Genomic DNA, 25,599 nt, shown 5'->3' on the forward strand with positions numbered 1-25,599 from the left:
GGCAGGTGATTGGAGCGCGTAGTATTCGGAGAGGAGTTGGGGGGAGGCAAGCATGAACGCACATATCGTGGGCTGGGGGCATACGCCATTCGGCGCGCATCGGGACGTGAGCTTCGAGGACCTGATCATTAACGCCGGGCGCGAGGCCCTGGATCATGCGGGGCTCGCGGCGGGCGATGTGGATGCCGTCTGGATCGGTCATTTCAACAACGGCTTGGTGCCCGACGCCTTTCCGGCCTCGCTGGCCTTGGGGATCGATCCCGCGATGCGGTTCATCCCGGCAACGCGTGTGGAGAATGCCTGCGCTTCGGGTTCGGCGGCGATCTATGCCGCGCGCGATGCGATTGCCTCGGGCCGCATCAGGACGGCGCTCGTGCTTGGGGCCGAGAAGATGACGGGCCGGGACACGCAAGGCGTGACCGAAGCGCTTGCCGGCGCATCCTACCAGGCCGAGGAAGCCGGGGTCTCGTTCCCGCAGATTTTCGCGCGCTTCGCGCAAAGCTATTTTCAGGCCTATGGCGACCAGTCAGAGGCGTTGGCACGGATCGCCGCCAAGAACCATTCCAACGCGCTCGCCAATCCACTGGCGCATCTGCGCAAGAATATCGGGTTCGCCGCCTGCAATACCGTCTCCGAGAAGAACCCGATGATCGCGGCCCCGCTGCGCATGACCGATTGCTCCCTGATCAGCGACGGGGCAGCCGCGCTGGTTCTGGCCGCAGACGACACGATCGCGGAGTTTCCACGTGCCGTGGGGTTTCGGGCTGCCGTGCAAATGAACGACGTCCTGCCGATGTCGCGCCGCGACCTGACCGAGCTGACTGCCGCGCGGCACACATTTACAAAAGCCTACGAGGCCGCAGGTATCACGGTCGATGATCTCGATCTTGCGGAGGTCCATGACTGTTTCACTATCGCGGAGTTGCTGATCTATGAAGCGATGGGCTTGGCCCCGAAGGGCAAGGCCGCCGCGCTTCTGGCCGAGGGGGCGACCGCAAAAGACGGGCGCCTGCCGATCAACCTCTCGGGTGGGCTCAAGGCCAAGGGGCATCCTGTCGGCGCGACCGGCGTCTCCATGCATGTTCTGGCCGCACGTCAGGTCACCGGCACGGCAGATGCGATGCAGGTGCCCGGGGCGGAACTGGCCGCGGTGTTCAATATGGGCGGCTCAGGCGTTGCGAATTACTGCTCGATCCTCGAGGCCGTGGCATGAACCCCGCGATCTGGCTTGACCGCACGGCGCGGCGCATGCCGCAGGCACCCGCACTCTTCCGTGGCACGGTATGCCAGGCGGATTACGCCACCTTCGCCGCGCGGGCCGCAAGCATCGGGGCGGCCCTTGGACAACGCGGTATCGGGCCCGGCGATCACGTCGCGCTCTTCTGCGGCAATTGCACCGAATACCTCGAGGCGCTTTACGGGATCTGGTGGCTGGGCGCGGTTGCGGTGCCGATCAATGGCAAGCTCCATGCCTGCGAAGCCGCCTGGATCATCGAAGACGCCGGTGCGCGGCTGGTCTTCGCCGACAACAAAAGCGCGGAGGCCTTAGCAGATATCCTGCCCGAAGGCGTCTCGTGCCTGTCGGTCCAGGCCGATGACTTCAAGGCCATGCGCGAAACAAGCGCCGACGCAGGCCCCGCACTCCGAGATGCCGATGAGACCGCGTGGCTCTTCTACACATCCGGCACCACCGGGCGGCCGAAAGGCGTGATGATGACCTGCGGCAACATCGCTTCCATGGCGCTGAGCTACTTCGTCGACGTGGATGACGTCCTGCCCGAAGACGCGATCCTCTACGCCGCCCCCATGAGCCACGGCGCGGGCATCTACAACTTCATGCATGTTCTGCGCGGCGCGCGTCACGTCGCACCCGAAAGCGGCGGGTTCGATGCCGCCGAGATCCTGACGCTCGCGCCGAAGCTTGGCTCAGTCTCGATGTTCGCGGCACCCACGATGGTGCGGCGGCTCGTGGACGAGGCGCGCTCACGCGGCCTTGCGGGGGACGGTTTGCGCACGATCGTCTATGCGGGCGGGCCCATGTACGAGGCCGATATCCTCGACGCGGTGAAGGTGATGGGCGCGCGTTTCATCCAGGTCTATGGGCAGGGCGAGTGCCCGATGGGGATCACGGCGCTGCCGCGCGGAGACGTGGCCGACCGCAGCCATCCGAACTGGCGACAGCGGCTGAACTCCGTCGGTCGCGCCCAATCCGAAGTGGAGGTGGCGATCTTCGACGGCGAAGGCCGCGATGTGCCGACGGGCACGGTGGGCGAGATCGTGGTGCGCGGACGCACGGTCATGAAAGGGTATTGGCAGAACCCCGAGGCCACGGCGAAGACGATCCGGGATGGCTGGCTCTGGACCGGCGATATGGGGCACATGGATGCGGATGGTTACGTCACGATGCAGGATCGCTCCAAGGACATGATCATCTCTGGCGGCTCCAACATCTACCCGCGCGAGGTGGAAGAGGTGCTGCTGTCGCATCCGCAGGTCCATGAGGTCGCCGTGGTCGGACAGGCCGATCCGGAATGGGGGGAGGTTGTCGTGGCCTTCGTGGTCGCCATGCCTGGGCAAAGCGTGACCGCGGCCGAACTCGATGCCCTCTGCCTTGAGCGGATCGCGCGGTTCAAGCGCCCGAAGGCGTATCGCCTCACGGAAAGCCTGCCAAAGAACAATTACGGCAAGGTGCTCAAGACCGAATTGCGCAGAATGTTGAAGGAGGACGCGCCGACATGAACCGATTGGAAGGAAAGACCGCACTCGTCACCGGATCGGTTCAGGGGATTGGACTGGCCATCGCGACCTCTCTTGCCGAGGCGGGCGCGCGGATCGCGCTGCATGGGCTTGCAACCGCAGATGAGGCGCACAAGGCAGCAGACGGCCTGCGTGGTGCGGGCGCGCCGGATGTTCGGTTCTTCGATGCCGACATGCGCGACGTGGCCGCCATCGACGCGATGATGTCCGATGTCGCGGATTGGGGTGGCGCGGACATCCTCGTCAACAATGCGGGCATCCAGAAGACCGTGAGCCTCGCCGAGGCGGACGCCGCCACATGGGACGCGATCCTCGCGGTGAACCTCTCGGCGGCGTTTCACACGATGCGGCTCGCCCTGCCCGCCATGGCCGAGCGCGGCTATGGCCGCGTCATCAACATCGCCTCGGTGCACGGCCTCGTGGCGTCGGTGAACAAGGCGCCTTATGTGGCCTCGAAATTCGGGCTCGTGGGCATGAGCAAGGTTGCGGCACTCGAATACGCCGGCGCGGGAAGCCGACGTTCAGGTGGCGTGACGGTCAACTGCATCGCCCCGGGTTGGACTGAAACGGCGATCATCGAGCCGCAGATCGCGGCGCGCGCCGCGCAATTCGGCGGCGACCGGGACAAGGGGATTGCCGATCTCCTGTCGGAAAAGCAGCCCTCGCACCGAACGTCGGATCCCTCCGAGATCGGATCGCTGGCGCTTTGGCTTTGCGATTCGATCGCGCACAATGTGACAGGCACGACCATCCCGGTCGACGGGGGCTGGACGGCACAATAGCCGGCTTGTCGACGCGACTAAGATTGGCCCGTAATCGACACTCGTGGTCTTCGCATCGAACGGTACGTGCGTTCTCACGATTGCTGCAGTCACGCGCCCGACCGATGATCAAACCTGGGTGCGACGCTCTCGGCGAGGTTTGCAAAACGCTGAAACCTTGGGCATGATTTTTGCCAAATGGAGTTCCTCAGCGTCACCCACAGCAGCTTTCTGATCGCAATGTCCTGCGTTGTTGCGCTGGTTGCCGGCTTTACCGGTTTGTCCCTCACCCGTGACCTCGCGAAGAAACCGGTCTTTCAGAAAAAGGCGTCCATCGCGCTGGCCGCCGTCGCTTTGGGCGGCGGGATCTGGGCGATGCACTTCGTGGCCATGCTCGGATTGAAGCTGCCGATCCCGTTCTACTACGACGCAGCCATCACGCTGATCTCTGCGCTCTCGGCGATCCTGCTGGTTGGCGCGGCGCTCTTGCTTTTGCATTTCGTCGACCGCACGCCGCTCACCATTTCTCTTGCAGGCGGGATCGTGGGCGTGGGCGTTTTGGTGATGCATTACATCGGGATGGCCGGGCTCGAGCTGTGTCGGGCGGTTTACACTCCGCAGGGCGTCGCCTTCTCTTCACTGGTCGCCATCGGATTGTGCGTGCTGGCATTCCGCATCGCTTATGGGCGTCGGTCGAACCGCAACATCCTGATCGGAACGGTCTGCTTCGCGATTGCCGTGTGTTCGGTGCATTTCCTCGCGATCTCTGAGACCAATTTCGTGGCCGGACCGAGGGCCACGGAATTCGGGCCGTCCATGAGCAATCAGACACTCGCCCTTGGCGTGATCGCCGTCAGCTTCGTGATTTTCGGCGCCTGCCTGTGGGTGGGCGTGACCTATCTGGTTGCGCCCGGCGACAAGGTCGAAAGCTCCACGGCGGCGCCAGCGCCGACACAGGCCAAGGCCGATTTGCATGTCCCGTGCGAGAGTGACGGCAGGAAGATATTCGTCCCCTCGCAGGACGTCCTGTTCGTGCGCGCAGACGGGCACTACACGCAGGTCTACACAGAAAACGAACGACTGTTCTGCGCCTGGCCGATCACCGTTGCCTCGAAACGCCTCTTGCCTGTGGGCTTCCTGCAGACCCATCGAAGTTACCTCGTCAATCCCGGACGCGTGGCCCGGTTCGAGCGGGACAAGGACAAGGGCCGTTGCCTGTTCGACGGGATCAACCTGCCACCCGCGCCTGTCAGCCGGTCGAAACTCAAAGAGATACAAGCCGCGCTGGTCTCGCAGGGCGGCGCAACTCGTGCAGGATAGCGCGCATTTCGTGCAATAACCCTGTGTTTCATTGATTTCCGAGTGCCCGGGCGGGCAGTCGCACGCACCCTTCTCCCAAGCTAGAACATTCGCTTTGAGGGAGGAGAAAGCCGATGATTCCTGCGGCATTCGATTACTACAGACCCAAGGACATGGACGGCGTCCTGTCGCTGCTCCAGGAGCATGGCGACGAAGCCCGCGTCATGGCAGGCGGTCATACGGGTCGTTTGCGGGAGAGTGTGAAATCCTACGCTAAGCCGACAGCGGTCGTTCGGGCAGCGCGCGGCGAACGGCTGGAAGGAGCCTATTCCACCTGATGCTGCACTGCGCACGAACGTCTGCTATGACGTCGAGTAACGGAGAATAAGCCGTCTGGTCCTTCTCCACGGAGTTGCAGCCGTAGCGGAGGGCCGCGCGGTATCCCGTTTTAAGAGGCATAGGCGGTCGTTACGGTTTTGTCTCAGCGTTCGTTGGTGCGCAAATTTCCAAAACCGCTTGATAACTTAGCTCTTGTCACTGAGCGTTTCCTTTGCAGAAGATACAAACGGGGGAACCTTCATGGCATCAGAAAATCAAGGCGTACTCTGCCAACTCGCTTCGAGACTGTTTTAGTGAGCAGCTACTTGGAACACTATAAGTCGGCTGTAAGGAACTCAGCGCCCGCGCCTCATGACGAGACCGAAGGTTACGCGTGGTTTTCTGCCTGGTTCATGCCCGTCGCATTTGGCGTGGCCGTCGCGCTTTGCTATATTATAGCTTGGGCAAACCTTGACGGAACGCTGATCAATGCCGCACGCTTGTCAGAAGTTTTTCCCCAGGCTGATGGTCGAATAGCCTTTTTCGATGGGCAGGACAAAGCCTCGCAAGGGGCCTATACGGCAACTCTTGCTGCTAGTCTGGTGATCTTTCCGGCTTTTCTGTTGATGAACGGCATTGGCTACTGGAGAACGGTCGTGGCGCCGGGCCGCTGTCGGAGGGTCAGTCATCTGACGATCATATCCGTGCTTGCGCAGGTCACGGTCTTTGCGGTCCTGTTCCTGATCGCGTTCGTCCACGTTCCAGAAGCTCAGCCGCCCGGACGGCGCGGCAACTCTGCAATCATTTTCTGGCCGGTGTTTCCGGCGGTTGGTGGAGCTCTTCTGGTGCTCTGCGCCAATGTAATCTTTTGCGCCCTCGTGGGGGGGCTGAAATTTTTGTTCGGTCTCAGAGGCAATAATGACTGAGACGAAAATCGTTACTGACATCCAGTCTGACACGGATATCCAAAATCAAAGACATCGGGTCCCCAAGCTTTGATAAGACTGGGTTTCTGATCCACAACACGCGGTTTCTCTCAGAAGCGGGCCTCTACGCGTTCGGCATTGAAGGCGGGTTTGTCCCGCTGAGCCGACCATCACCCACGAAAAATGCTGCGCGATGGACGAATGCCCGGTTTGGTGAAGCTGCACCGTGGCGTTCGCTCATTGCCAAATGGCAGCTCTGGGCCGGGAGCGAGGCCGCGTGATGGGTGACTAAGCGGTTTGCGCCGCCGCGCGGCCAAGGTCCGGAAGGAGCCCAATTTGACCGATGCTGCGTAGCGTATGAATGTCCACTTTGAACAATCTCAAGGGCAATCTAGATCAATATCTTTCGGAAATTCTAAGGGCATACCTATGATAGCTTGATATTCTTTGAACCGAGCAACGAGTTCAGATTGTGCTTCTGCATACTGGCTTGGGTTTGTCGGCTGAAACCTGTCTCTGTCGCTAATCATGTCAATTTCTTCCCAGTCTGAGAATCCACGTTGGTACCAAGTCCCAACTGGTAGAAAGGGGGCGACCCTAATCCACACTTCCGCGTCCAAATCATATTCGAAAACGACATTGCGTATTTCTTCATCCATTCCGCAGGGCGGAAGAGCAAAGCGAATACGAGGCTTTGTGTTGTCAGGAAGATAACTCTGTCGAATGACCAGATTATGGCCACCCAAATTGCGTTTTGGGACCGCTGCAAGTCTTTCGCGAATTGTGGCTTGTGAAGAAAGAGGGCTGTCACTTGTTTCGAGAGCGACCCTTTCAAAGATACCTTTGTAGAAAGAGTAGGGTGAATTGAATGAACACAGACTGAACTGTTGCCAGTACATATATGCGCCTACATGGCGTTCAATCAGAGATTCATACCTTGGCGGATCGCTCAACAGGATCTCCTTGATAGGCTCCATTGTCTCTTGAAGGTCAACTGGGCTTATAAATTGCGCGACAACGGCAGCTCTCATCTGAGGTGTGAAGGCTTTTCCTAACTCTCGATCAAGGAAAGTTAGCGTGAAAAGCATATCGTCATACCGGGACTGCGCAAATGGCGCACGCCATGCTCTGCCGTTGAGCGCATCCTCGATTTGGGTGCGCAGAATATCCGCTAACGTGTCGGATAGATTGCCTAGAATCTCATCCTCCTTTGCAGATCTGACTACTATTCCGTCGGTACTATAGTTGGCGATGCAAGTATGTTGGGCCTGAACCGATTGTGGCGTTGTCAGTGCGATGATTGCGATAGCAGTCAGTCCCAAAACATTCGCAAAGTTCATCTTGATTTCCGCACCGGTGTTATGGGCGAAGCTAGTCGCCTGCCTGCGTTCAAAATTGCCGATATTGCCCACAGTCTACAATGGCCAAACTCCAGTAGCCAAGCCCGGCACTTAGGGTTTTCCAGCAAACCCGACATTCCAGCTGCCGCAGCGAAAGCTCACTTCGTCCCGCATAGTGCGAGTTCGAACGCGGCGCAGCGAATGTCTGTTGTGGCTTCTACCTCTTCGGCCACTTGTATTCACCGGTGAGAAGGATGTGCGCCCAGCCGAGGGGCGAGGTGTGTGCCAGAAGATCGGGCGGGACCGGGAGCTTCGCACACTGGCGCTGCGCGACGGCCTCGCTCAGGCGAGCCGTGTTCCAGTGGATGACGATCGCGGCGAGGAGGTTGAGCGCGGCCATCCGAAAATGTTGGCCCTCGGTCGTCCTATCGCGGATTTCGCCCTGTCGGCCGATCCGCAACGCGTTCTTCAACGCGTGGTGCGCCTCGCCCTTGTTGAGGCCGATCTGGACACGGCGCTGCATGTCGGTGTTCAGGACCCATTCGATCATGAACAGCGTCCGCTCGACGCGGCCGACCTCCCGCAGGGCGACGGCCAAGTCGTTCTGGCGGGGATAGGAGGCCAACTTCCGCAGGATCTGGCTGGGCGCGACGGTCCCAGCCGTCATTGTCGCCGCGATCCGCAGAATGTCGGCCCAGTTGGACGCGATCAGGTTCTCCCGGATCGTGCCGCCCGCCAGACCGCGCAGGTTCGGCGGCACGGCCTTCGGCTCGAAAACGTAGAGACGCTTAGACGGCAGGTCGCGAATGCGCGGGATGAACCGGTGGCCGAGGATCGAGGTGACGGCGAAGACGTGATCGGTGAAGCCACCGGTATCGGCGTATTGCTCCCTGATCCGCTTGCCGATCTCGTTGTTGAGCAGCCCGTCGAGGATATAGGGCGCTTCGCTGACCGTGGCCGGGATGGTCTGCGACGCGAAGGGTGCGAACTGGTCGGAAACGTGCGTGTAGGCTTTCAGACCTGGCTCGCGCCCGTATTTCGCGTTGATCAGGTTCATCGCCTCGCCCTGCCGGGTGGTGGGAAAGAACTGACCGTCGCTGGAGGCGGTCGTCCCCATGCCCCAGAACCGGGCCATCGGCAGGGCGGCCTGCGCTTCCACGACGCTCGCGAGCGCGCGGGCGTAAGCATCGCTCTCCACATGCCAGCGCGAAATCCGCATCAACTCCCAGAAGCCGTGGGAATTGCTGGCCTCGGCCATCTTGCTCAAACCGAGGTTGAGCCCTTCGGCCAGGAGCACGTTCATCAGGCCGATCCGGTCCTTCGGCGGAGCGCCAGTCCTGAGATGCGTGAACGCCTCGGTGAACCCGGTCGCGCGGTCTACCTCCAGCATGATGTCGGTGATCCGCGTCTCCGGTATGCGGCGGTAGAGATCGGACAGCAGGTCATCGGCCCCCTGCGGCGGTGCTGTCGGCAGCCGGCTCAGATGAAGCACGCCATTCTCGATCGAACCACCGGGGATCGCGCCCGCCTTCGCAGCCTTGGCCAGCTTTTCGAGACCGAGCTCCATTCGCGCATGGCGATCGGCCAGCCAGTCCTCGGGATCGAAGGGGACGGCGAGCCGCGCGCTCGCCTCTGCAGCCTGCGCGGGCACCAGCACCTGTTTCAGATCGCCGTAGCGCCGCGATCGTTCCAGCCAGATATCGCCCGAGCGGAACGCGTCGCGCAGGTGGAACATGACCGCGACCTCCCACAGGCGGTCGTCCCCCGCGGTCTGGATCTTCAGATGGCGGTGCCACTTCGACGTGCGCCGCAGAAAATCCGTCGGCCGGTTGTGAGCCCGGTCGGACCGGATCAGCTCGGCCGCGTCCAGAAGGGTTTTGGCCACGTCCGCCCCGTCGATTTCAAGGAGACGCAGCATCCGGGGCACGTACCGACGGAACCTCTTGTAGCCTTGCACGACATGAGAAATCGGGTCCGACGAAAGCGTGTCCGTCAGTCGGGCAGCGACGGCGACGAGGGCCTGCAAATCCGTCCATCCTGGACTGGATGATATGGCGTCCTCGAGGGATGCGTCGCCGTTCTTCGCTTCGAGAAGGGCCGTTCCCATATCGCGGAACGAGCGCAAGGTCTTCTGAAGCGCCGGTTGCGCCCCGTCCATACGAGCGTCGCACAGCCGGACAGCCTCCCGCCACGTCCGGCCGACGATCCGGTCGTGCGTCTCGACCACGGCATCCGCGATCGCGCGTCGCCATTCCGACACGCAGACGGCAAGAATAGCGTGGCGGCGGTTGTCGGGCAGATCGCGTAATCCGTCCGCGAAGTAGCGTTCCCCCTGCCGACGCAGACGGGTGATGCGATGATCCGGAACGCCGTGGAACACATCCGGCGGAACGTCGATCCGACGGAGATGATCGAGCCGGTCGAGTAGCCGGCGTGCGGCGCCCGAATTGTTCCCGACCTCGAACTTGCGCAGCCACACGAAGCGGGTCAGCCGGTCTTCGACCATCTCGGACAGTAGATTGTTGAGAACCGCGCATTCGTCATCGCTCAGGCGATCCGCGATCCTCGTCTCGATCCGTCTCTCGGCGGCGACCAGAGCATCGGCGCAGAGCCGTTCGATCGTGGATGTGGCGGGGAGGATGGTCAGGGTTCTCCGGCATTCCTCGACGAAGCGGCGGGCGATGTCCTCGTTGGAAACGGCGTGCTCTGCCTGGCCGTCGAGCCAGAGCTTCAGGTCGCGGGCACCGCGGCCGGAGAAAGTCCTGTAGCCGTAGAGCTGACGCAGGCTGGCCATATGCTCGTGCCGCGTTTCTTCGCGGGCGGCATAGGCGTCGAGATCGGCGTCCTTGAGGCCAAGTTGTGCGGCAAGAAAGTCGGTGATCTCAACTGGGATGACCTCACCCGGCAGCAGAGCGCGTCCGGGATAGCGCAGCGCGCAAAGCTGTAAGGCGAAGCCAAGCCGGTTTCGCGGACGCCTGCGCTGGCCGATATGATCGAGGTCTTCATCCGATAGCGTATAGTGCTTGAGCAGCCGCGGTTCGTCCGCGGGAAGGCCGAACAGGACCTCCCGTTGCTTCGGCGTCAGGATGGTCCGGTGCGCCATGTTTCTTTTGCTTTCGACTACTCCATTGCGTATCTTTGATTTCGATATCGGTTAAGGAAAAATATCAATGGCTAGGAGCGCTGATATTCGCCGACTGTCTCAAACGATCGTTTGCGACACATGCTGATCGGATACGCGCGGGTCTCCAAGGCCGACGGAAGCCAGTCGCTCGACCTGCAACGCGACGCCCTGATCGCCGCAAGCGTCGGCGAGGACCAGATCTATTCGGACCGAGCCTCCGGCAAGAATGACGAACGGCCCGGCCTCGAGGCATGCCTGAAGGCCCTCCGAGACGGTGACGTGTTAGTAATCTGGAAACTCGACCGGATGGGGCGCAGCCTGCACCACCTGGTGAAGACGGTCGCGTGGCTCTCCGAGCGCGGCGTCGGCCTGAAGGTGCTGACTGGTCAGGGCGCGCAGATCGACACGACCACGGCCCACGGACGGCTGTCCTTCGGCATCTTCGCTTCCCTCGCGGAGTTCGAGAGCGAGCTCATCCGAGAACGGACGATGGCCGGTCTTGCCGCTGCGCGCGCTCGGGGGCGGAAGGGAGGCCGCAAGTTCGCTCTGACCAAAGCCCAGCTGCGCATGGCACAGGCGGCGATGGCCAACCGAGACACCTCTGTTTCCGAACTGTGCAAGGAGCTGAAGATCAAGCCGGTGACGCTCTACCGCTATGTCGATCCCGAGGGAAATCTACGCGAGAATGGGAAACGGCTACTGGGCGCTTAGCGTAGGATTTCACACCCTCCCGCAAAAGACCCCTCATAGCCTGATCCCGATGATGAAGCTGCGCATGGCCTTCGTGCAGCATCTCATCGACCTGCAGGACGTCGGCGGAATGTCCGATATCGAGGTTGGCGGCGACACCATTCGGATCGGCGCGCTCGTCACCCAATCCGACCTGATCGATCATGCCGAACTGGCCGCCGCGGCCCCGATCCTGCGCGAAGCCGCCTTGCAGATCGCCGATCCGCAGGTCCGCTACATGGGCACCGTGGGCGGCAATGTCGCCAATGGAGATCCGGGCAACGACATGCCGGGCCTCATGCAATGCCTCGATGCGAGTTTCACGGTGGTCGGACCGGAGGGCACCCGCGAGATCCCAGCGCGGGAATTCTTCGAGGCGGCCTACATGACCGCACGCGAGGATAACGAGGTTCTGACCTCCATCACGTTCCCGAAGCCCTCCGGCGGCTACGCCTACGAAAAGCAGAAGCGCAAGATCGGCGATTATGCGACCGCGGCCGCCGCTGTGCAGATCGTCAAGGAGGGCGGCACCTGCAAAAGCGCCTCCATCGCGATGACCAACCTGAGCGATACGCCGATCTTCTCGGAGGCCGCGGGTGCCGCGCTCGTCGGAACATCGGTCGACGATACCGCGCTCGATGCCGCCGTGGCCGCGATGCTTGGCGATATCGACCCCACCGAGGACAATCGCGGCCCCGTCGCGTTCAAGAACCATGTGGCGGGCGTCATTCTGCGCCGCGCCATCGCACGCGCCTGGTCGCGGGCGTAAGGGAGGAAGAGCATGTCGAACAAGATGCACATCAAGCTGAACGTGAACGGCAAGAACGAGGAATTCCTCGCCGAACCGCGGGAACTTCTGATCTACACGCTGCGCGAGCGGCTCAACATCACCGGGCCGCATATCGGCTGCGAGACCTCGCATTGCGGGGCCTGCACCGTCACGATCAACGGAAAATCGGTCAAGGCCTGCACCATGTTCGTGGCCCAGGCCGACGGCGCGGAGATCACGACCATCGAAGGCATCGGCAGCCCGGACGCGTTGCATCCCTTGCAAACGGCGTTCAAGGAACATCACGGGTTGCAATGCGGCTATTGCACGCCCGGGATGATCACCCGTGCCACCAAGCTGCTGGAGGAAATCCCCAACCCGACCGAAGAAGAGATCCGCTTCGGGATGGCGGGCAATCTTTGCCGCTGCACCGGCTACCAGAACATCGTGAAATCCATTCAGGCCGCTGCGGCCGAGATGAATGCAGCCAAGGAGGCCGCGGAATGAAGGACGAGGTCACTCGCGAAGAACGCGTCGACAACCTCAAAGGTCTCGGCTGCTCGCGCAAGCGTGTCGAGGATGCGCGCTTTACCCAAGGCAAGGGCAATTATGTCGACGACATCAAGCTCGACGGAATGCTGTTCGGCGATTTTGTCCGGTCACCCTATGCGCATGCGCGGATCAAGAGCATCGACGCCTCCGCCGCGCTGGAAGTCCCGGGGGTTCTGGCGGTCCTGACCGCGGACGATCTGCGCCCTCTGGGCTTGCACTGGATGCCGACCCTTGCGGGCGACAAGCAGATGGTGCTGGCCGACGGCAAGGTGTTGTTCCAGGGCCAGGAAGTGGCCTTCGTGGTCGCCGAAGACCGTTACGCGGCGGCGGACGGCATCGAACTGGTCGAAGTGGACTACGAGGAACTTCCCGTCATCGTCGACCCGTTCGAGGCGCTGCAATCGGACGTGGTGCTGCGCGAGGATCTGGTGGCCGAGGACGGCTCCATCCCCGCAGGCGCGCACGGGCCGCGGAAACATGCCAACCACATCTTCACGTGGGAAGCGGGCGACAAGGAGCCGACCGAAGAGGTCATCGCCAATGCCGATGTCGTGGCGACCGAGTCCATGTACTACCACCGGACCCACCCCTGCCCGCTCGAGACCTGCGGCTGCGTGGCCTCGATGGACAAGGTCAACGGCAAGCTGACGCTTTGGGGCACGTTCCAAGCGCCGCATGCGATCCGCACCGTGGTCTCGCTCATCTCCGGCATCGAGGAGCACAATATCCGCGTGATTTCCCCCGATATCGGCGGCGGCTTCGGCAACAAGGTCGGCGCCTATCCCGGCTATGTCTGCTCGGTCGTGGCCTCCATCGTCACCGGCAAGCCGGTGAAGTGGATTGAAGACCGGATGGATAACCTGATGACCACCGCCTTTGCGCGGGATTATCACATGACCGGCAAGATCTCGGCTACCAAGGAAGGCAAGATCACCGGGCTGCATTGCCACGTCACCGCGGATCATGGCGGTTTCGACGCCTGTGCGGACCCGACGAAATTCCCGGCCGGGTTCATGAATATCTGCACCGGGTCCTACGACATCCCGACCGCCTATCTGGAGGTGGATGGCGTCTATACCAACAAGGCCCCGGGCGGTGTCAGCTATCGCTGTTCCTTCCGGGTTACGGAGGCCGTCTACTTCATCGAGCGCATGATCGAGGTCCTCGCGATCGAGTTGAACATGGATGCCGCAGAGCTCCGCCGGATCAACTTCATCAAGAAGGAACAATTCCCGTACACCGCAGCCCTTGGCTGGGAATACGACAGCGGAGACTACCACACCGCGTGGGAGAAGGCGCTGAAAGCGGTCGATTATGAGGGTCTGCGCGCCGAACAGGCCCAGAGGGTCGAGGACTTCAAGGCGGGCAAGACACGCTCCCTGATGGGGATCGGGCTATCCTTCTTCACCGAGATCGTGGGCGCGGGTCCGGTCAAGAATTGCGACATCCTCGGACTTGGCATGTTCGACAGTTGCGAGATCCGCATCCACCCCACCGGATCGGCGATTGCCCGGCTTGGCACCATCTCTCAGGGACAGGGCCATGCGACTACCTTCGCGCAGATCCTTGCCAGTGAAATCGGCCTGCCTGCGGACAGCATCACCATCGAGGAAGGCGATACCGATACCGCCCCCTATGGACTTGGCACATACGGCTCCCGCTCGACACCTGTGGCGGGTGCGGCAACCGCGATGGCCGGCCGCAAGATCCGTGCCAAGGCGCAGATGATCGCGGCCTACCTGTTGGAGGTGCACGACGACGACGTGGAATTCGACGTGGACCGCTTTGTGGTCAAAGGCGCGCCCGAGAAGTTCAAGACCATGAAGGAAATTGCCTTCGCCGCCTACAATCAGGCCATTCCGGGGATCGAGCCGGGCCTTGAGGCGGTCAGCTACTACGATCCGCCCAACATGACCTATCCGTTCGGCGCCTATGTGTGCGTCATGGACATCGACGTGGACACGGGCGTGCCGGAGATCCGCCGGTTCTATGCGCTGGATGATTGCGGCACCCGCATCAACCCGATGATCATCGAGGGCCAGGTGCATGGCGGCCTGACCGAAGCGCTGGCCGTCGCGCTGGGACAGGAGATCGCCTATGACGAGATGGGCAACGTCAAGACCGGCACGCTGATGGACTTCTTCCTGCCCACCGCATGGGAAGTGCCGAATTACGAGACGGATTACACCGTGACCCCCAGCCCGCATCACCCGATCGGTGCCAAGGGTGTCGGCGAAAGCCCGCATGTGGGCGGTGTGCCCTGTTTCTCGAATGCGGTGCAGGATGCCTTCCGTCCCTTCGGCAATCGTCACACGAACATGCCGCATGACCATTGGCGGATCTGGCAGACGGCCAACAAGCTTGGCTTGCATGGCTGAGAACAATGTCAGGGCGGGCTTTGCCCCGCCCTGCGGAGACCCGCATGACCTGGACTGATCTGAAAACCGCGCTGGCCGGTCAGGGCTACGTCGCCTCCGACGATCTGGCCGTCGCACTCCAGCTTGCCCTGTCGCTGGAACGCCCGCTTCTGCTTGAAGGGGCCGCCGGCGTGGGCAAGACGGAGATCGCCCGCACCTTGTCGGTCGTCCAAGGCACGCAGCTCTTGCGCCTTCAATGCTACGAAGGTCTGGACGCGGCCCAGGCGATCTACGAGTGGAATTACCAGCGGCAATTGCTGACTATCCGCGCCGCCTCAGAGGCCGGAGAAACCGGCAAGGCCGTGGAGGAGCGTATCTTTTCGCGGGATTTCCTGCTGGAACGCCCTTTGCTGGCCGCGATCACGCAGGACAAGGCGCCCGTGCTGCTGATCGATGAAATCGACCGCGCCGATGAAGAGTTCGAAGCCTACCTGCTTGAAATCCTGTCTGATTTCCAAATCTCCATTCCCGAGCTTGGAACGATAAAGGCGGTCACCCGGCCGATTGTGATCCTGACATCGAACGGCACACGGGATCTATCGGACGCCCTGCGCCGCCGTTGCCTTTATACCTATGTCGAATACCCCGACCGGGCGACCGAGTTGGCGATCCTCAAAGCGCGCTGCCCCGAGGTCGAGGCGCGGCTTGCCGATCAGATCGTCGGTTTTGTGCAGAAACTGCGTGAAGAAGAGTTGGAGAAAACGCCCGGCGTCGCGGAGATGCTGGATTTCGCGGCGGCCCTCATGGGCCTCGGCATCGCCGATCTGACCGAGAGCCCCGCGGTGCTGCAATCGACCCTGACGACCCTGCTCAAGACGCAAAGCGATCAGGCGCAGATCACGCGCGAAGTCGCCGGACGCATCGCCGGAAAAGCGGCATGAGCTGCGTGACGAAATTCGCAAGCCGCGATCCGGGGCCTGCCGCACGGATGGCGGGATTTATCGCCCATCTGCGGGAAAACGGGCTGCGGCTTGGCGTGGCCGAGGCGGATGTGGCGATGGCGGCGCTCTGCGAGGTGGACGCGATCCGTCCGGATGACAGCCGCCGCGCGCTCCGCGCCGTCTGCACCGGCTGCAAGGAGGAGGCGGAGCGGTTCGACGATCTGTTCGACAGCTACTGGATGGATATGGGTCGCGTCAGACAGAAGGTGATCCCGACGCCGAAAAGCCCCGCCAGCGATGCCGTGCATTCGTCTCGGGATGCCAAGGGTCAGGATGCGGCAGCGGCGGGTTCGGCCACAGCGCCTGATGCGGAGGGCGGCGAGGCCGACAGCGATGGCACCGGCAAACTGATCGCCACAAACCAGCAGAATATGGCGCGGAAGGACCTGCGCGATCTGGTCCGCCCCGAAGAGATTGCCGCGGCCGAGGAGGTCGCGCGCCGCATCGGGGCTGCACTGCGCGACACACGATCCCGCCGCCGGATCGCAGCGCGCAAAGGCGACCGGCTGCATTTTCGCAAGACCATTCGTCGGAGCCTCGCCACTGGCGGAGAGCCCCTGCATCTGGTGCGCAAGAAGCGCCCGGATCGGACATTGAAGATTGTGGCGCTGTGCGATGTCTCGGGCTCGATGTCGGTCTATTCACAGGTGTTTCTGGCGTTCCTCGCGGGACTCCTGCGGGCCGATACGGCGGCCGATGCCTACCTTTTTCACACCCGCCTCGTGCGCATCACCGAAGCGCTGCGCGACAAGGACGCGACGCGCGCCATCGGGCGCATGTCGCTCATGGCCGACGGGTTCGGGGGCGGCTCCAAGATCGGCCCGTCGCTGATGCGTTTCGCGGATACCTATGCCAAGCGGTTCGTCGACGGGCGCAGCGTCGTGCTGATCCTGTCGGATGGCTACGACACCGCACCGCCGGAGCTGATCGCGGACGGTTTGGCCAAGTTGCGCAAGCGGGGCTGCAAGGTGATCTGGCTCAACCCGCTGAAAGGCTGGGCCGATTACGCACCCGTGGCCGCGGGCATGGCGGCAGCCCTGCCCTATCTCGACGCCTTCAAGCCCGCCAATACGCTTGCCGATCTGGCCGCGCTTGAAAAGGAACTAGCAACGCTATGACCCCGGCCGAGTTTCTCTCAAGCGATCTTGCCGAAGCGGCGCAGGCCTTGCGCGACAGGGATGAACCCTTCGCTTTTGCCACCATCGTGCGCACCGCCGGATCGACGGCGGCCAAGCCGGGTGCGAAAGCGCTTCTGAGCGCGGACGGGACGATCCTTCAGGGTTGGCTGGGCGGCGGCTGCACCCGAGGTGCGGTCAAACGCGCGGCCCTTCAGGCGTTGCGCGACGGCACCCCGCAGCTCGTTTCTGTGGCACCTGAGGATCTGCTGGCAGAGAAAGGCGTGGTCGCGGGGGACGTTGTGGACGGCATGAAGTTCGCCCGGAACGGCTGCCCGTCGCGCGGGACGGTCGATATCTTCATCGAACCCTGCCTGCCGCTGCCGCAGCTCGTCGTCATGGGCGCATCACCCGTGGCCCAGGCCCTCAGCGCACTGGCGCCCCAGTTTCATTGGTCCGTCGCAGGCACGCCGCATCGGACCGGACAGCACCAGCAGTGTTTTGTCGTTGTCGCCACTCAGGGGCAAGGCGACCTCGATGCTCTCAAGATTGCGCTGTCGGCCAATGCACGCTGTGTGGCCTTCGTCGGTAGTCGACGGAAGTATGCGGCGCTGGCCTCAAGGCTGGCCGAAGCCGGGCTCGATCAACCGGCGATCGCCTCTGTCAAAGCGCCTGCAGGTCTCGATCTCGGGGCCGTGACGCCAGAGGAAATCGCCCTCTCGATCCTGGCACAACTGGTGCAGATCCGGCGCGCCGAGGTGAAGCACTCCGATGGCTGACGCCACAGGCATCATTCTGGAAGCGGGTCTGCCGCGCAGATCCGAAGCGTGTTCAGGCGCGCAGACTGCGCCAATCCCGATTTCGCCGAATATGCACACATACGGGGCCCGCGTCGACATCAGGTTGGAGGACAGCGCATGAAGATTTTAAGCACAATCGCCGCGCGATTGCGGCGCAGGTTCGCTTTGTCACCGGAGCAGGTCGAGCATTTGGCCTCCATTAAATTCCCCTGCTGCTGAGAACGATACCCCATCGAGTAAGCGGACGAATTCGTCATCAACGCACCAAAAGATCAGGTCTATGCCGCGCTGAATGCCCCCGAGGTTCTCAAGCAACCCATTCCCGGCTGCGAAGAGCTCATTGAACAATCCGGGACTAAACATGTGGCGAAAGCGTCGTTGAAAGCCGGACCGGCGAAAGCCGAATTCACTGATGGCGCGCCCCGATGACCGGGACGCGCCGTCAAAGGTGGTAGGCAGGATCAGCCAATAAGGCCGCTATCGTCGCGCTTGATCGCGATGACGGAGGACCGCGCCAGCGAACCGCCGTGATCGGGCCAGTCGCCGCCATCGTCGCCCGGGTGCTGGATGCCGACGAACATGGTGCGGCGGTCCGACGACCAGGTCAGGCCCGTTACCTCGCAGCCCTTCGGCCCGGTGAGGAAGCGGCGGATTTCGCCAGTCTCGGGGTCGCCCGCGAGCATCTGGTTGTTGCCCATGCCGGCGAAGTCGCCTTCGTTGTCGTCATTGCCGTCGGTCTGGATCCAGATCAGGCCGGTTGTGTCGATCACCATGCCGTCCGGCGAGTTGAACAGGTTGCCCTCATTGATGTTCGACGAGCCCGCCTGTGCATCATCATGCACGGTTGGATTGCCGGCCATCACGTAGAGGTCCCACTCGAACCCGGTGGCGCCGTGATCGCCACCCTCGGGCCGCCAGCGTACGATCTGACCGTAATTGTTCAGCTCGCGCGGGTTCGGCGCGTTGACCGTCATCGGCTCGCCACCGGCATTGGTGCGGACCGTCCCGTCATCGTTGAGCGCGCCGCGACGCGAATTGTTGGTCAGGCAGCAATAGGCCTCGGACGCGGTCGGGTTGACGGCGATCCATTCGGGGCGGTCCATCGTCGTTGCGTTGACGGCAGAGCCCGCCATCCGCGTGAAGACCGCAATGCGGGCTTCGTCCATCCCGGTGGTTGCCGGCGTCAGCGCCACCCATTCCCCGGTCTGGTCGTCTGCGAAGACGGCTGCGTGCAGCGTGCCTTCCGACAGCAGCGTGGAGGTATCTTCGCCTTCGACATAAGCGTCACGGCTAACCCACTTGTACATGTACTCGCCCCGCTCATCGTCGCCCATATAGACAACGAGGCGCCCGTCATTCGCGATCGCGTAGGCCGCATTCTCGTGCTTGAAGCGGCCGAGTGCCGTGTGCTTGACCGGGGTGGATTCCGGATCGGCCGGGTCGATCTCGACGATGTAGCCCGCACGATGCGGCTCATTGTGATTGACCGATGTGTCGAACCGCGCGTCCCACTTGTGGTAATCGTAGCCCCAGCCGTCTGCGCCGATCCCGTAGCGCTCATAGCCGGCATCGAGATCGAGCGGCTTCTGGTCCTGACGCTGTTCGGTGGAGCCGAAGTAGCCGTTGAAGTTCTCTTCGCAGGTCAGGTACGTGCCCCAGGGCGTCCGGCCCGAACCGCAATTGTTGAATGTCCCGAGCGCGTTCATGCCGTCCGGATCGGCGTCGGTCTTGAGCAGGTCATGACCGGCAGCCGGGCCATCGAAGGTCATCGGCGTGAGATGCGTGATGCGACGGTTGTAGGGGCTGTCGACAACGACGGACCAGCCATTTTCGCCCTCCGCGACTTCCATGACGGACACGCCCTGGAGGTTCTGCAGGATGCGCACGTCGTCGAGCGATCCGGGCGTCCCGTCCTCGGTATGGGGCAGGTTCACCGGGCGATTGGTGTATTCACTGTTCACGACGATGATCTCGCGGCCATCGACGTTGAACAGCTCCATGCCGTCGGTATTCTCCCCGAAGACCTTGTCGGACATTTCGACGGAGACGCCTGCGGCCGGATCCCATGCGCCCTCCGCCTCGGAGAAGAGCGGATCGCCCCATCGCACGAGCACGTTCCACGAATAGCCTTCAGGGACGTGGATCGTGTTGTCGGTCGCGGTCGGGATCGCTTCGAACGGGAACCGCGAAGCACCTTGGGCAAGCGCGGTGGAGCCCTTCAGAAAGCCGGTGCCCATGACAGCCGCGCCGGAACCGAAGGCAAGAACACCCCCGAGAAAGCCGCGACGCGAGATCGCACGCTCGACCACGCGGTCGAATTCCTGAACTTCGGGGCGCGGAAAATTGAGCTCGTCCCAATCATCTGCGGACATTTTGGTGGTATCGACATCTTTCATGTCATCTCTCCCTGGCTGGTTGCTTGGTCGCGAAGGCGCCCATGGAATCGGGCGCATGACGCACGCCAATTTTGGTACGCGACCGACGTGACAATCTGGTGACTGCCGCGCGGTCGGGGCCCGATGTCAGGGCTGTTCTGTCTGAGCCTCTATGCGCCATGGGATCTGGATTTGCGGGCGCAGCGAGGCGCAGGAGCGCCACGCGTCGGCACAGGCCGTACCCGCCGATCATCAGTTTGCCGGGCGCCGGCCCCATTGCATGGGAGAACCCTTAGGCGAAGCGGACACTTATAAAGAGCGAAACACCCCCGGCTCGCCCGCGTGCAAGGCCCACAGCGTTCCCGCAGCCGAGGTCTGACGCTTGCGCTACCATTCCGGGGCCTCATAACGCCACGCGCATTGCGCAGTAGGGCGTATGTCCTGAAAGGCATCACTCCGCGCGGTGACGCATTCCTTCTGCCGATGCGGGATGGCCCTCACCCCAAATCCGCGCCGCATCCGAGGCGACAAGGCGGCTTTGCAAGACCTCGAGCGCGGCGATGGCTTTCGAGGGATCCCCGGTTTTCGACAGCGCCTTGCTATAGGCCTTGTGCACCGATTTCGGGCGCCATGGCAGATTGGCCGTGGCAACCCACGCGCGCAGCTCCGGGGGCAGCCGGTCGTATTCACGCATCGAATCGTCCCGGCGGCGACTGCGTTTCAGGGTCGTTCGGCCCAGGTTCCCACGCATCAAACGGCCTCCTCTGGATCGTCGATAGGGTCAAGCACGAGAACGAGCCGCGTGGCGCCTGTCCCTTCGATGGGCGGCGAACGGTGCAGGAGGCCCGCCCGCGGGCTTTCCGGCCAGAGCGTGCCGCGCAGGAGGATCGGCGCGCCGGTCGGCACGGTGAAGATGCGCTGCGGCTCCGCGCCATCGGTCGAGATGGCGTATTGCGTGCCGGTGCCGCGATAGGTGCAGACCAGCCGTGCCGTCACCGCATCGATGTGGAACCTGCGGCAGGCATTCGTCGTGACAACGTCGAGCCGCAGACGGAGCCAGCGCGCGCGCATCAGCGTGGCAAAAATATCTGCAAGAGCCGCGATATCGTCTACCAGGCGATCGCGCTCCGGGCAGTCAGGCGTGCCGGACAGATCGCAGATCTCGGAGGCGGCGGCGCGGACGGCGTCCGGCCGCAGAATCACCCGGGCCTTGGGCAGACGCTCCGCATCGAGCCCGTCGATCCAGGATTGGAAGCTGGGCAATGGCTGCCGACGCCAGATCGCAGCGGCGCAGCCCGGACGATGGAGCGCCGAAAGCCCTTCGGGTGTATCGGCGACACCGACGCCGATGGCCGCATCCGTGACGATTTCCCGAACGAGCGTCATGCTGCCTCCGCGCGGCGCCAGGCGGGAAAGGGATCGGGCAGGTCCGGCAAGGCATCCGGGCCCGGCGCGCGATGTTCAGGTAAAAGGCATGCATCGAGCCGTGCCTTCAGCGACGCCCAGTCAATTCCGGTCCCGATGAAGACGATTTCCTGTCGCCGGTCGCCCCAGGGTTCGACCCAATGCGTCGCCATGTAGTCACGCGCGCTGTCGTGATCCGGCCAGCGCTCCTTCGGGACGGATGCCCACCATGTCCCGAGCGGCTTGACCGAGGACAGCGCGCCCGCGAGGGAGAATTCCGCCACCCAATCCGGGCGGGTCGCGATCCAGAAATGCCCCTTGGCCCGGATCACGCCGGGGAGATCGCCATTCAGAACCGCGAGGATCTTCTCGGGCTCGAAAGGTTGCCGTGCGCGATAGACAAAGGACGCGACGCCGTATTCCTCCGTCTCGGGGACATGGTCGGCAAAGCCATAGAGCTCCTTGGCCCACATCGGGTGTTCATGCGCCTTCTCGAAATCGAAAAGACCGGTATCGAGGATCGCGTCAGCCGCCACGTCGGAATGATTGGTCTCGATGATCTTCGCATCGGCGTTCAAGCTGCGGATGATCTTGCGCGCAGCATCGGTGCGCTCGGGCCCTGCATCCGCGACCTTGTTGAGGATCACCACATCCGCGAATTCGATCTGCTCGACGAGCAGGTTCACCAGCGTGCGGTCGTCCTCCTCGCCCAGCGTTTCGCCCCGATCACGGAGGAAATCGTGACTGGAATAGTCATTGAGGAGGTTCACCGCGTCGACCACGGTGACCATCGTGTCCAGCCGCGACACGTCCGACAGGCTGTCGCCGGACTCGTCGCGGAAATCGAAGGTCGCAGCGACGGGCAGCGGTTCCGAGATGCCCGTGGATTCGATCAGCAGGTAGTCGAAGCGGCCCTCGGCCGCGAGGCGACGTACCTCCTGCAGCAGGTCGTCGCGCAGCGTGCAGCAGATGCACCCGTTCGACATCTCGACCAGCGTCTCATCTGTCTGGCTGAGATTGGCACCACCTTCGCGCACGAGATCGGCGTCGATATTCACCTCGGACATGTCGTTGACGATGACCGCCACACGTCGGCCTTCCCGGTTGTTCAGCACGCGGTTAAGGAGTGTCGTCTTGCCTGCGCCCAGAAAGCCGGACAGCACGGTGACGGGAAGACGGGGATCGGTCATGGGATGAAAACCTCGTTTGAAGGGGTGGGCTCTGGGTCCCGCGTCATGCGGGCGCGCAGCATGTCGAGGCTGCGCTGGAGTTCGGGTTGAGAGATGTCGCGCGCGATCACGACGATGCGCGAACGCCGGTCGTGTCCGGGCCAGTTGCGCATGGGCACCGGCGCGTCGAAGACGTGCTGCACCCCGTGAAAGACGAAGGGCATTTCGATATCTTCGAGAAACACGATGCCCTTCACCCGCAATATATCGGGACCACGCAGATTGATCAGCGTGTCTAGCCAGATGTCGAACACGTCCGGCGGGACCGGATCGTCCAGCACGATGGAGGCCGTCCCGATGCGGTCGTCGTGGGGCGCAGCGGCGGGCTCTGTCCGCGCGGGTTGCGCAAGGCCGGACAGGTTCGCCAGCGGATCATGCGCCGACGGAGATGCGGGTGCGGTCCCGCGCGTCCAGGCCAGAACGTCGGAGACCGCCGCGTCCGGGCGAAGACCGCTCAGGCCCCAGATCTGCTCCGGCACGCCATCGCCGCGGACGGCATGAAGAAGGCGTGCGCCGGGATTGATCGCCGTCAGGCGCGCCTCGAACCGGGCCAACTGCTCCGGCGTGACAAGATCCGTCTTGCTGAGCACGATCAGATCGGCCGTCGCCGCCTGCGATACAGCTTCGAATTGTGCATCGAGGGTTGCCGGACCGTTCACCGCGTCCGCCACGGTCACGACGCCGTCGAGGCGGGTTGCGTGCGCAAGAACGGGGTCGACCTGCAAGGTCTGCATGATCGGGCCGGGATCGGCGAGGCCTGTCGTCTCGATCACGATCCTGTCGAAGGGCGTGGCCTGCTTGCCCCCGCGCGCCAGGCGCGCGATTGCGCCCGGAGCCCGCCGTTTCAGAAGATCCGCGATGGTGCGGCTCAGATCGCCCCGGATCGAACAGCAAAGGCAGCCTGACCGCATCAGGATCGTGTCGTCCTCGGCATGCTCAATCAGATCGTGATCGAGACCGGCCTCACCGAATTCATTGACGATCACGGCAATGCGCTCAGACGAGGCATCGCCAAGCACGGCATTCAAAAGCGTCGTCTTCCCGGCCCCTAGAAAACCGGTCAGGAGCGTCACGGGGATGCGGGTGTCGGTCATGCGCAGCTCACCGGACCGCGGGGGTGATCGCCAATTTCCGCGGTGGACGTGGCGGGTTTTTCGATCTTGTCGGCGTCCATTGAACGGAGCGACGCGGCTTTGGCCTCCGATCTCGCGTCCAACTCGGAGGGAGTGCGAAGAAACGCATAGAAGAAACGTCTGATGACACTGTCACGGTCGCGTTTCCGAATGACACGCGTCCGTGGCTTCAATGCAAAGTTGAGAGCTTGGCCGCCTTCTGCCTGTGCGTTTTCATCAGTCTGCGCGCGATGGGTCGTATCGGTTATCATTGCCGGTCCGGTGTTCGAATGAATCGGTGTAATGTTATGTCATAACTTTTCTGAGATGCAACTCGATAGGAGGCTGCGGATGATGCGTCCACGTCACTGACGGTTGCGTTGGGTTGGCCCCGGCACATCGGCCAATATGCGGAAACCCCTATCCAAAGGGCACAAGGTCAGTCCGCAACGAAAACTGCGATAACGACGACACCCCGAGACGCGTCATTCATGCGCCTTCTGCGGTCTCAACCAAAATTCGAACGGGCGCACGTGGTCCTGACCACTCAGGCAGGGGGTGTCCGCAAACCGCATTGGTCCGCTCTGCGGACACAACGCGGTCAGCCGCGCCGTGCCTCTGAAACCGCAGCGAATTCCGCGACGCCCTCATCCGCTCCATCGGTGAAGCTCGCGACGGTCACCGGTCTCGGCAGATCGGGGAAGTGGTAGACGGCATTGACGCAGAATGGGCCAGCGCCGGAATGGCCGATGGCGCGACCGACATCCCCGCATCGCCCGCTCATGAGGCCAAGTGCGTATCCACATTCCGTCCAAGGGCGACCCTCAATGGCCCCGCCAAGTGGGCGCTGGACCAGCATTTCACCAAAGACGGACGCATTGAGCAACTTGCCACGGAACAGGGCATGCAAGAGCCTCGCGGCATCGGCGGCACTGCCCACAAGGCAGCCGTGATACACCCAGCCCGGATGATACCCCTTCGTCACTGTCCAGTGGGCACGCTCGAAATCGCGACGCGTGACGGCAAGCTCGATACTGTCGAGGCCGAGCGGATCACAGATTATGTGCTTGACCAGGTCGGCAAAGGGCCGCTCAGCCACGTCTTCAATCAGATCCCTTGCGAGCATGTATCCAAGATTGGAATAGGCCCAGCCTTGTCCGGGAGCGAAAAGTCGGCCCTGCGCCATTGTGATCTCGCGCAGATGCTCGGCGGTCCACGGCTGCTCATTTCGTGCAACCGCCTCCCTGTAGTCGGGAACAGTGAAGTAATCCGGCAGGCCGGACGTGTGATTGAGCAGCTGACGCAGAGTGAAGTCGTAACCTGTCACGTGCCTGTCCAGATCGAGCCGCCGTTCCTGCGCCATCCGCAAGGCACAAATGGCAATGACCGTCTTGGTAAAGCTCCAGTAGGGGAACACTTCTGTCCCGCCCGTCTGATGCGCGTCATCAGACACGAAGATACGATGCGTAAAGACGGGTCCGGTCACACTCATCTGTCCAGAGTAAGCGTTCACCGCATGACAGCAATGGCCTCAAAGCGATCATGCGGCAGTGCGGCAGATGAACCGATCGGGAAAATGACAAGAGAGCGAACCACTACTCACCTCAGACACGCGCAAGGGCCGTGCGGAT

19 protein-coding genes and 3 pseudogenes are annotated in these 25,599 nt (G+C 62.6%); 14 read left to right on the forward strand and 8 right to left on the reverse strand.

What is annotated here, in order from left to right; genetic code table 11:
* Window positions 1–52: 52 nt before the first annotated feature.
* The 6 genes and pseudogenes from FIV09_RS18680 (at window position 53) to FIV09_RS18705 (ending at window position 6,061) form a co-directional block, all read left to right on the forward strand.
* Window positions 53–1,213, forward strand: coding sequence for an acetyl-CoA acetyltransferase (locus FIV09_RS18680; RefSeq protein ID WP_152452933.1), 1,161 nt, complete (start codon window positions 53–55; stop codon window positions 1,211–1,213).
* A complete protein-coding gene (locus FIV09_RS18685) occupies window positions 1,210–2,739 on the forward strand; it encodes a class I adenylate-forming enzyme family protein (protein WP_152452935.1) in 1,530 nt (509 codons plus the stop codon). Before FIV09_RS18680 ends, FIV09_RS18685 begins: the two co-directional genes overlap by 4 nt.
* Complete coding sequence (locus FIV09_RS18690) at window positions 2,736–3,539, forward strand: SDR family NAD(P)-dependent oxidoreductase (protein ID WP_152452937.1); 804 nt, start codon at window positions 2,736–2,738, stop codon at window positions 3,537–3,539. Before FIV09_RS18685 ends, FIV09_RS18690 begins: the two co-directional genes overlap by 4 nt.
* Window positions 3,540–3,716: 177 nt before the next feature.
* Complete coding sequence (locus tag FIV09_RS18695; protein ID WP_152452939.1) at window positions 3,717–4,838, forward strand: MHYT domain-containing protein; 1,122 nt, start codon at window positions 3,717–3,719, stop codon at window positions 4,836–4,838.
* Window positions 4,839–4,951: 113 nt separating this feature from the next.
* A pseudogene (locus tag FIV09_RS18700) lies at window positions 4,952–5,059 on the forward strand (xanthine dehydrogenase family protein subunit M); the annotation flags it as partial.
* A 402-nt stretch (window positions 5,060–5,461) separates the two neighbouring features.
* A complete protein-coding gene (locus FIV09_RS18705) occupies window positions 5,462–6,061 on the forward strand; it encodes a hypothetical protein (protein ID WP_152452941.1) in 600 nt (199 codons plus the stop codon).
* Window positions 6,062–6,441: 380 nt separating this feature from the next.
* Here FIV09_RS18705 and FIV09_RS18710 read toward each other — a convergent pair whose 3' ends face one another.
* Both FIV09_RS18710 and FIV09_RS18715 read right to left on the reverse strand, forming a co-directional pair.
* Entirely contained in the window at window positions 6,442–7,401 is a 960-nt protein-coding gene (locus FIV09_RS18710) for a hypothetical protein (RefSeq protein ID WP_216646978.1), read from the reverse strand.
* Window positions 7,402–7,618: 217 nt separating this feature from the next.
* Complete coding sequence (locus FIV09_RS18715; protein WP_152452946.1) at window positions 7,619–10,504, reverse strand: Tn3 family transposase; 2,886 nt, start codon at window positions 10,502–10,504, stop codon at window positions 7,619–7,621.
* Window positions 10,505–10,624: 120 nt separating this feature from the next.
* Between FIV09_RS18715 and FIV09_RS18720 the strand changes: the two genes are divergently transcribed.
* The 8 genes and pseudogenes from FIV09_RS18720 to FIV09_RS18755 form a co-directional block, all read left to right on the forward strand.
* Window positions 10,625–11,236, forward strand: a complete 612-nt coding sequence (locus FIV09_RS18720; protein ID WP_152452948.1) for a recombinase family protein — start codon at window positions 10,625–10,627, stop codon at window positions 11,234–11,236.
* A 34-nt stretch (window positions 11,237–11,270) separates the two neighbouring features.
* A pseudogene (locus tag FIV09_RS18725) lies at window positions 11,271–12,023 on the forward strand (xanthine dehydrogenase family protein subunit M); the annotation flags it as partial.
* 12 nt (window positions 12,024–12,035) lie between these two features.
* Window positions 12,036–12,530, forward strand: a complete 495-nt coding sequence (locus FIV09_RS18730) for a (2Fe-2S)-binding protein (RefSeq protein WP_152452952.1) — start codon at window positions 12,036–12,038, stop codon at window positions 12,528–12,530.
* A complete protein-coding gene (locus tag FIV09_RS18735) occupies window positions 12,527–14,953 on the forward strand; it encodes an aerobic carbon-monoxide dehydrogenase large subunit (RefSeq protein ID WP_152452954.1) in 2,427 nt (808 codons plus the stop codon). The genes FIV09_RS18730 and FIV09_RS18735 overlap by 4 nt, the downstream gene beginning before the upstream one ends.
* Window positions 14,954–14,997: 44 nt before the next feature.
* Window positions 14,998–15,873, forward strand: a complete 876-nt coding sequence (locus FIV09_RS18740; RefSeq protein ID WP_152452956.1) for a MoxR family ATPase — start codon at window positions 14,998–15,000, stop codon at window positions 15,871–15,873.
* Entirely contained in the window at window positions 15,870–17,051 is a 1,182-nt protein-coding gene (locus FIV09_RS18745; protein WP_152452958.1) for a VWA domain-containing protein, read from the forward strand. The genes FIV09_RS18740 and FIV09_RS18745 overlap by 4 nt, the downstream gene beginning before the upstream one ends.
* Window positions 17,048–17,827, forward strand: coding sequence for an XdhC family protein (locus FIV09_RS18750; RefSeq protein WP_152452960.1), 780 nt, complete (start codon window positions 17,048–17,050; stop codon window positions 17,825–17,827). The genes FIV09_RS18745 and FIV09_RS18750 overlap by 4 nt, the downstream gene beginning before the upstream one ends.
* Before the next feature lie 276 nt (window positions 17,828–18,103).
* A pseudogene (locus tag FIV09_RS18755) lies at window positions 18,104–18,259 on the forward strand (SRPBCC domain-containing protein); the annotation flags it as partial.
* Window positions 18,260–18,309: 50 nt separating this feature from the next.
* Here the strand turns inward: FIV09_RS18755 and FIV09_RS18760 are convergent.
* From FIV09_RS18760 to FIV09_RS18785, 6 genes are all read right to left on the reverse strand, one after another.
* Window positions 18,310–20,244 carry a PhoX family phosphatase gene (locus tag FIV09_RS18760; protein WP_152452962.1) on the reverse strand — a complete coding sequence of 645 codons (1,935 nt, stop codon included), beginning with the start codon at window positions 20,242–20,244 and terminating at the stop codon, window positions 18,310–18,312.
* Window positions 20,245–20,674: 430 nt separating this feature from the next.
* Window positions 20,675–20,974: a DUF6525 family protein gene (locus FIV09_RS18765; RefSeq protein WP_152452964.1), complete on the reverse strand. Its 300-nt coding sequence runs from the start codon at window positions 20,972–20,974 to the stop codon at window positions 20,675–20,677.
* Window positions 20,974–21,609: a DUF1826 domain-containing protein gene (locus FIV09_RS18770; protein ID WP_152452966.1), complete on the reverse strand. Its 636-nt coding sequence runs from the start codon at window positions 21,607–21,609 to the stop codon at window positions 20,974–20,976. Before FIV09_RS18770 ends, FIV09_RS18765 begins: the two co-directional genes overlap by 1 nt.
* The gene (zigA, locus tag FIV09_RS18775) at window positions 21,606–22,817 is read right to left on the reverse strand and encodes a zinc metallochaperone GTPase ZigA (RefSeq protein WP_152452968.1); all 1,212 of its coding nucleotides are present in this window, start codon (window positions 22,815–22,817) and stop codon (window positions 21,606–21,608) included. The genes FIV09_RS18770 and zigA overlap by 4 nt, the downstream gene beginning before the upstream one ends.
* Complete coding sequence (locus tag FIV09_RS18780; RefSeq protein ID WP_152452970.1) at window positions 22,814–23,950, reverse strand: GTP-binding protein; 1,137 nt, start codon at window positions 23,948–23,950, stop codon at window positions 22,814–22,816. Before FIV09_RS18780 ends, zigA begins: the two co-directional genes overlap by 4 nt.
* Window positions 23,951–24,569: 619 nt before the next feature.
* Window positions 24,570–25,460 (reverse strand): serine hydrolase, encoded by an 891-nt coding sequence (locus FIV09_RS18785; protein WP_152452972.1) that lies wholly within the window; start codon window positions 25,458–25,460, stop codon window positions 24,570–24,572.
* Window positions 25,461–25,599: the final 139 nt, after the last annotated feature.

The organism is Roseivivax sp. THAF197b (genome assembly GCF_009363255.1).
Classification (GTDB): Bacteria; Pseudomonadota; Alphaproteobacteria; order Rhodobacterales; family Rhodobacteraceae; genus Roseivivax.

Excerpts from the sequence above, each read along its gene's own strand:
- FIV09_RS18680 (WP_152452933.1), top strand. The coding sequence starts at position 53 with ATGAACGCACATATCGTGGGCTGGGGGCATACGCCATTCGGCGCGCAT.
- FIV09_RS18685 (WP_152452935.1), top strand. The coding sequence starts at position 1,210 with ATGAACCCCGCGATCTGGCTTGACCGCACGGCGCGGCGCATGCCGCAG.
- FIV09_RS18690 (WP_152452937.1), top strand. The coding sequence starts at position 2,736 with ATGAACCGATTGGAAGGAAAGACCGCACTCGTCACCGGATCGGTTCAG.
- FIV09_RS18695 (WP_152452939.1), top strand. The coding sequence starts at position 3,717 with ATGGAGTTCCTCAGCGTCACCCACAGCAGCTTTCTGATCGCAATGTCC.
- FIV09_RS18710 (WP_216646978.1), bottom strand. The coding sequence starts at position 7,401 with ATGAACTTTGCGAATGTTTTGGGACTGACTGCTATCGCAATCATCGCA.
- FIV09_RS18715 (WP_152452946.1), bottom strand. The coding sequence starts at position 10,504 with ATGGCGCACCGGACCATCCTGACGCCGAAGCAACGGGAGGTCCTGTTC.
- FIV09_RS18720 (WP_152452948.1), top strand. The coding sequence starts at position 10,625 with ATGCTGATCGGATACGCGCGGGTCTCCAAGGCCGACGGAAGCCAGTCG.
- FIV09_RS18730 (WP_152452952.1), top strand. The coding sequence starts at position 12,036 with ATGTCGAACAAGATGCACATCAAGCTGAACGTGAACGGCAAGAACGAG.
- FIV09_RS18735 (WP_152452954.1), top strand. The coding sequence starts at position 12,527 with ATGAAGGACGAGGTCACTCGCGAAGAACGCGTCGACAACCTCAAAGGT.
- FIV09_RS18740 (WP_152452956.1), top strand. The coding sequence starts at position 14,998 with ATGACCTGGACTGATCTGAAAACCGCGCTGGCCGGTCAGGGCTACGTC.
- FIV09_RS18745 (WP_152452958.1), top strand. The coding sequence starts at position 15,870 with ATGAGCTGCGTGACGAAATTCGCAAGCCGCGATCCGGGGCCTGCCGCA.
- FIV09_RS18750 (WP_152452960.1), top strand. The coding sequence starts at position 17,048 with ATGACCCCGGCCGAGTTTCTCTCAAGCGATCTTGCCGAAGCGGCGCAG.
- FIV09_RS18760 (WP_152452962.1), bottom strand. The coding sequence starts at position 20,244 with ATGAAAGATGTCGATACCACCAAAATGTCCGCAGATGATTGGGACGAG.
- FIV09_RS18765 (WP_152452964.1), bottom strand. The coding sequence starts at position 20,974 with ATGCGTGGGAACCTGGGCCGAACGACCCTGAAACGCAGTCGCCGCCGG.
- FIV09_RS18770 (WP_152452966.1), bottom strand. The coding sequence starts at position 21,609 with ATGACGCTCGTTCGGGAAATCGTCACGGATGCGGCCATCGGCGTCGGT.
- zigA (WP_152452968.1), bottom strand. The coding sequence starts at position 22,817 with ATGACCGATCCCCGTCTTCCCGTCACCGTGCTGTCCGGCTTTCTGGGC.
- FIV09_RS18780 (WP_152452970.1), bottom strand. The coding sequence starts at position 23,950 with ATGACCGACACCCGCATCCCCGTGACGCTCCTGACCGGTTTTCTAGGG.
- FIV09_RS18785 (WP_152452972.1), bottom strand. The coding sequence starts at position 25,460 with ATGAGTGTGACCGGACCCGTCTTTACGCATCGTATCTTCGTGTCTGAT.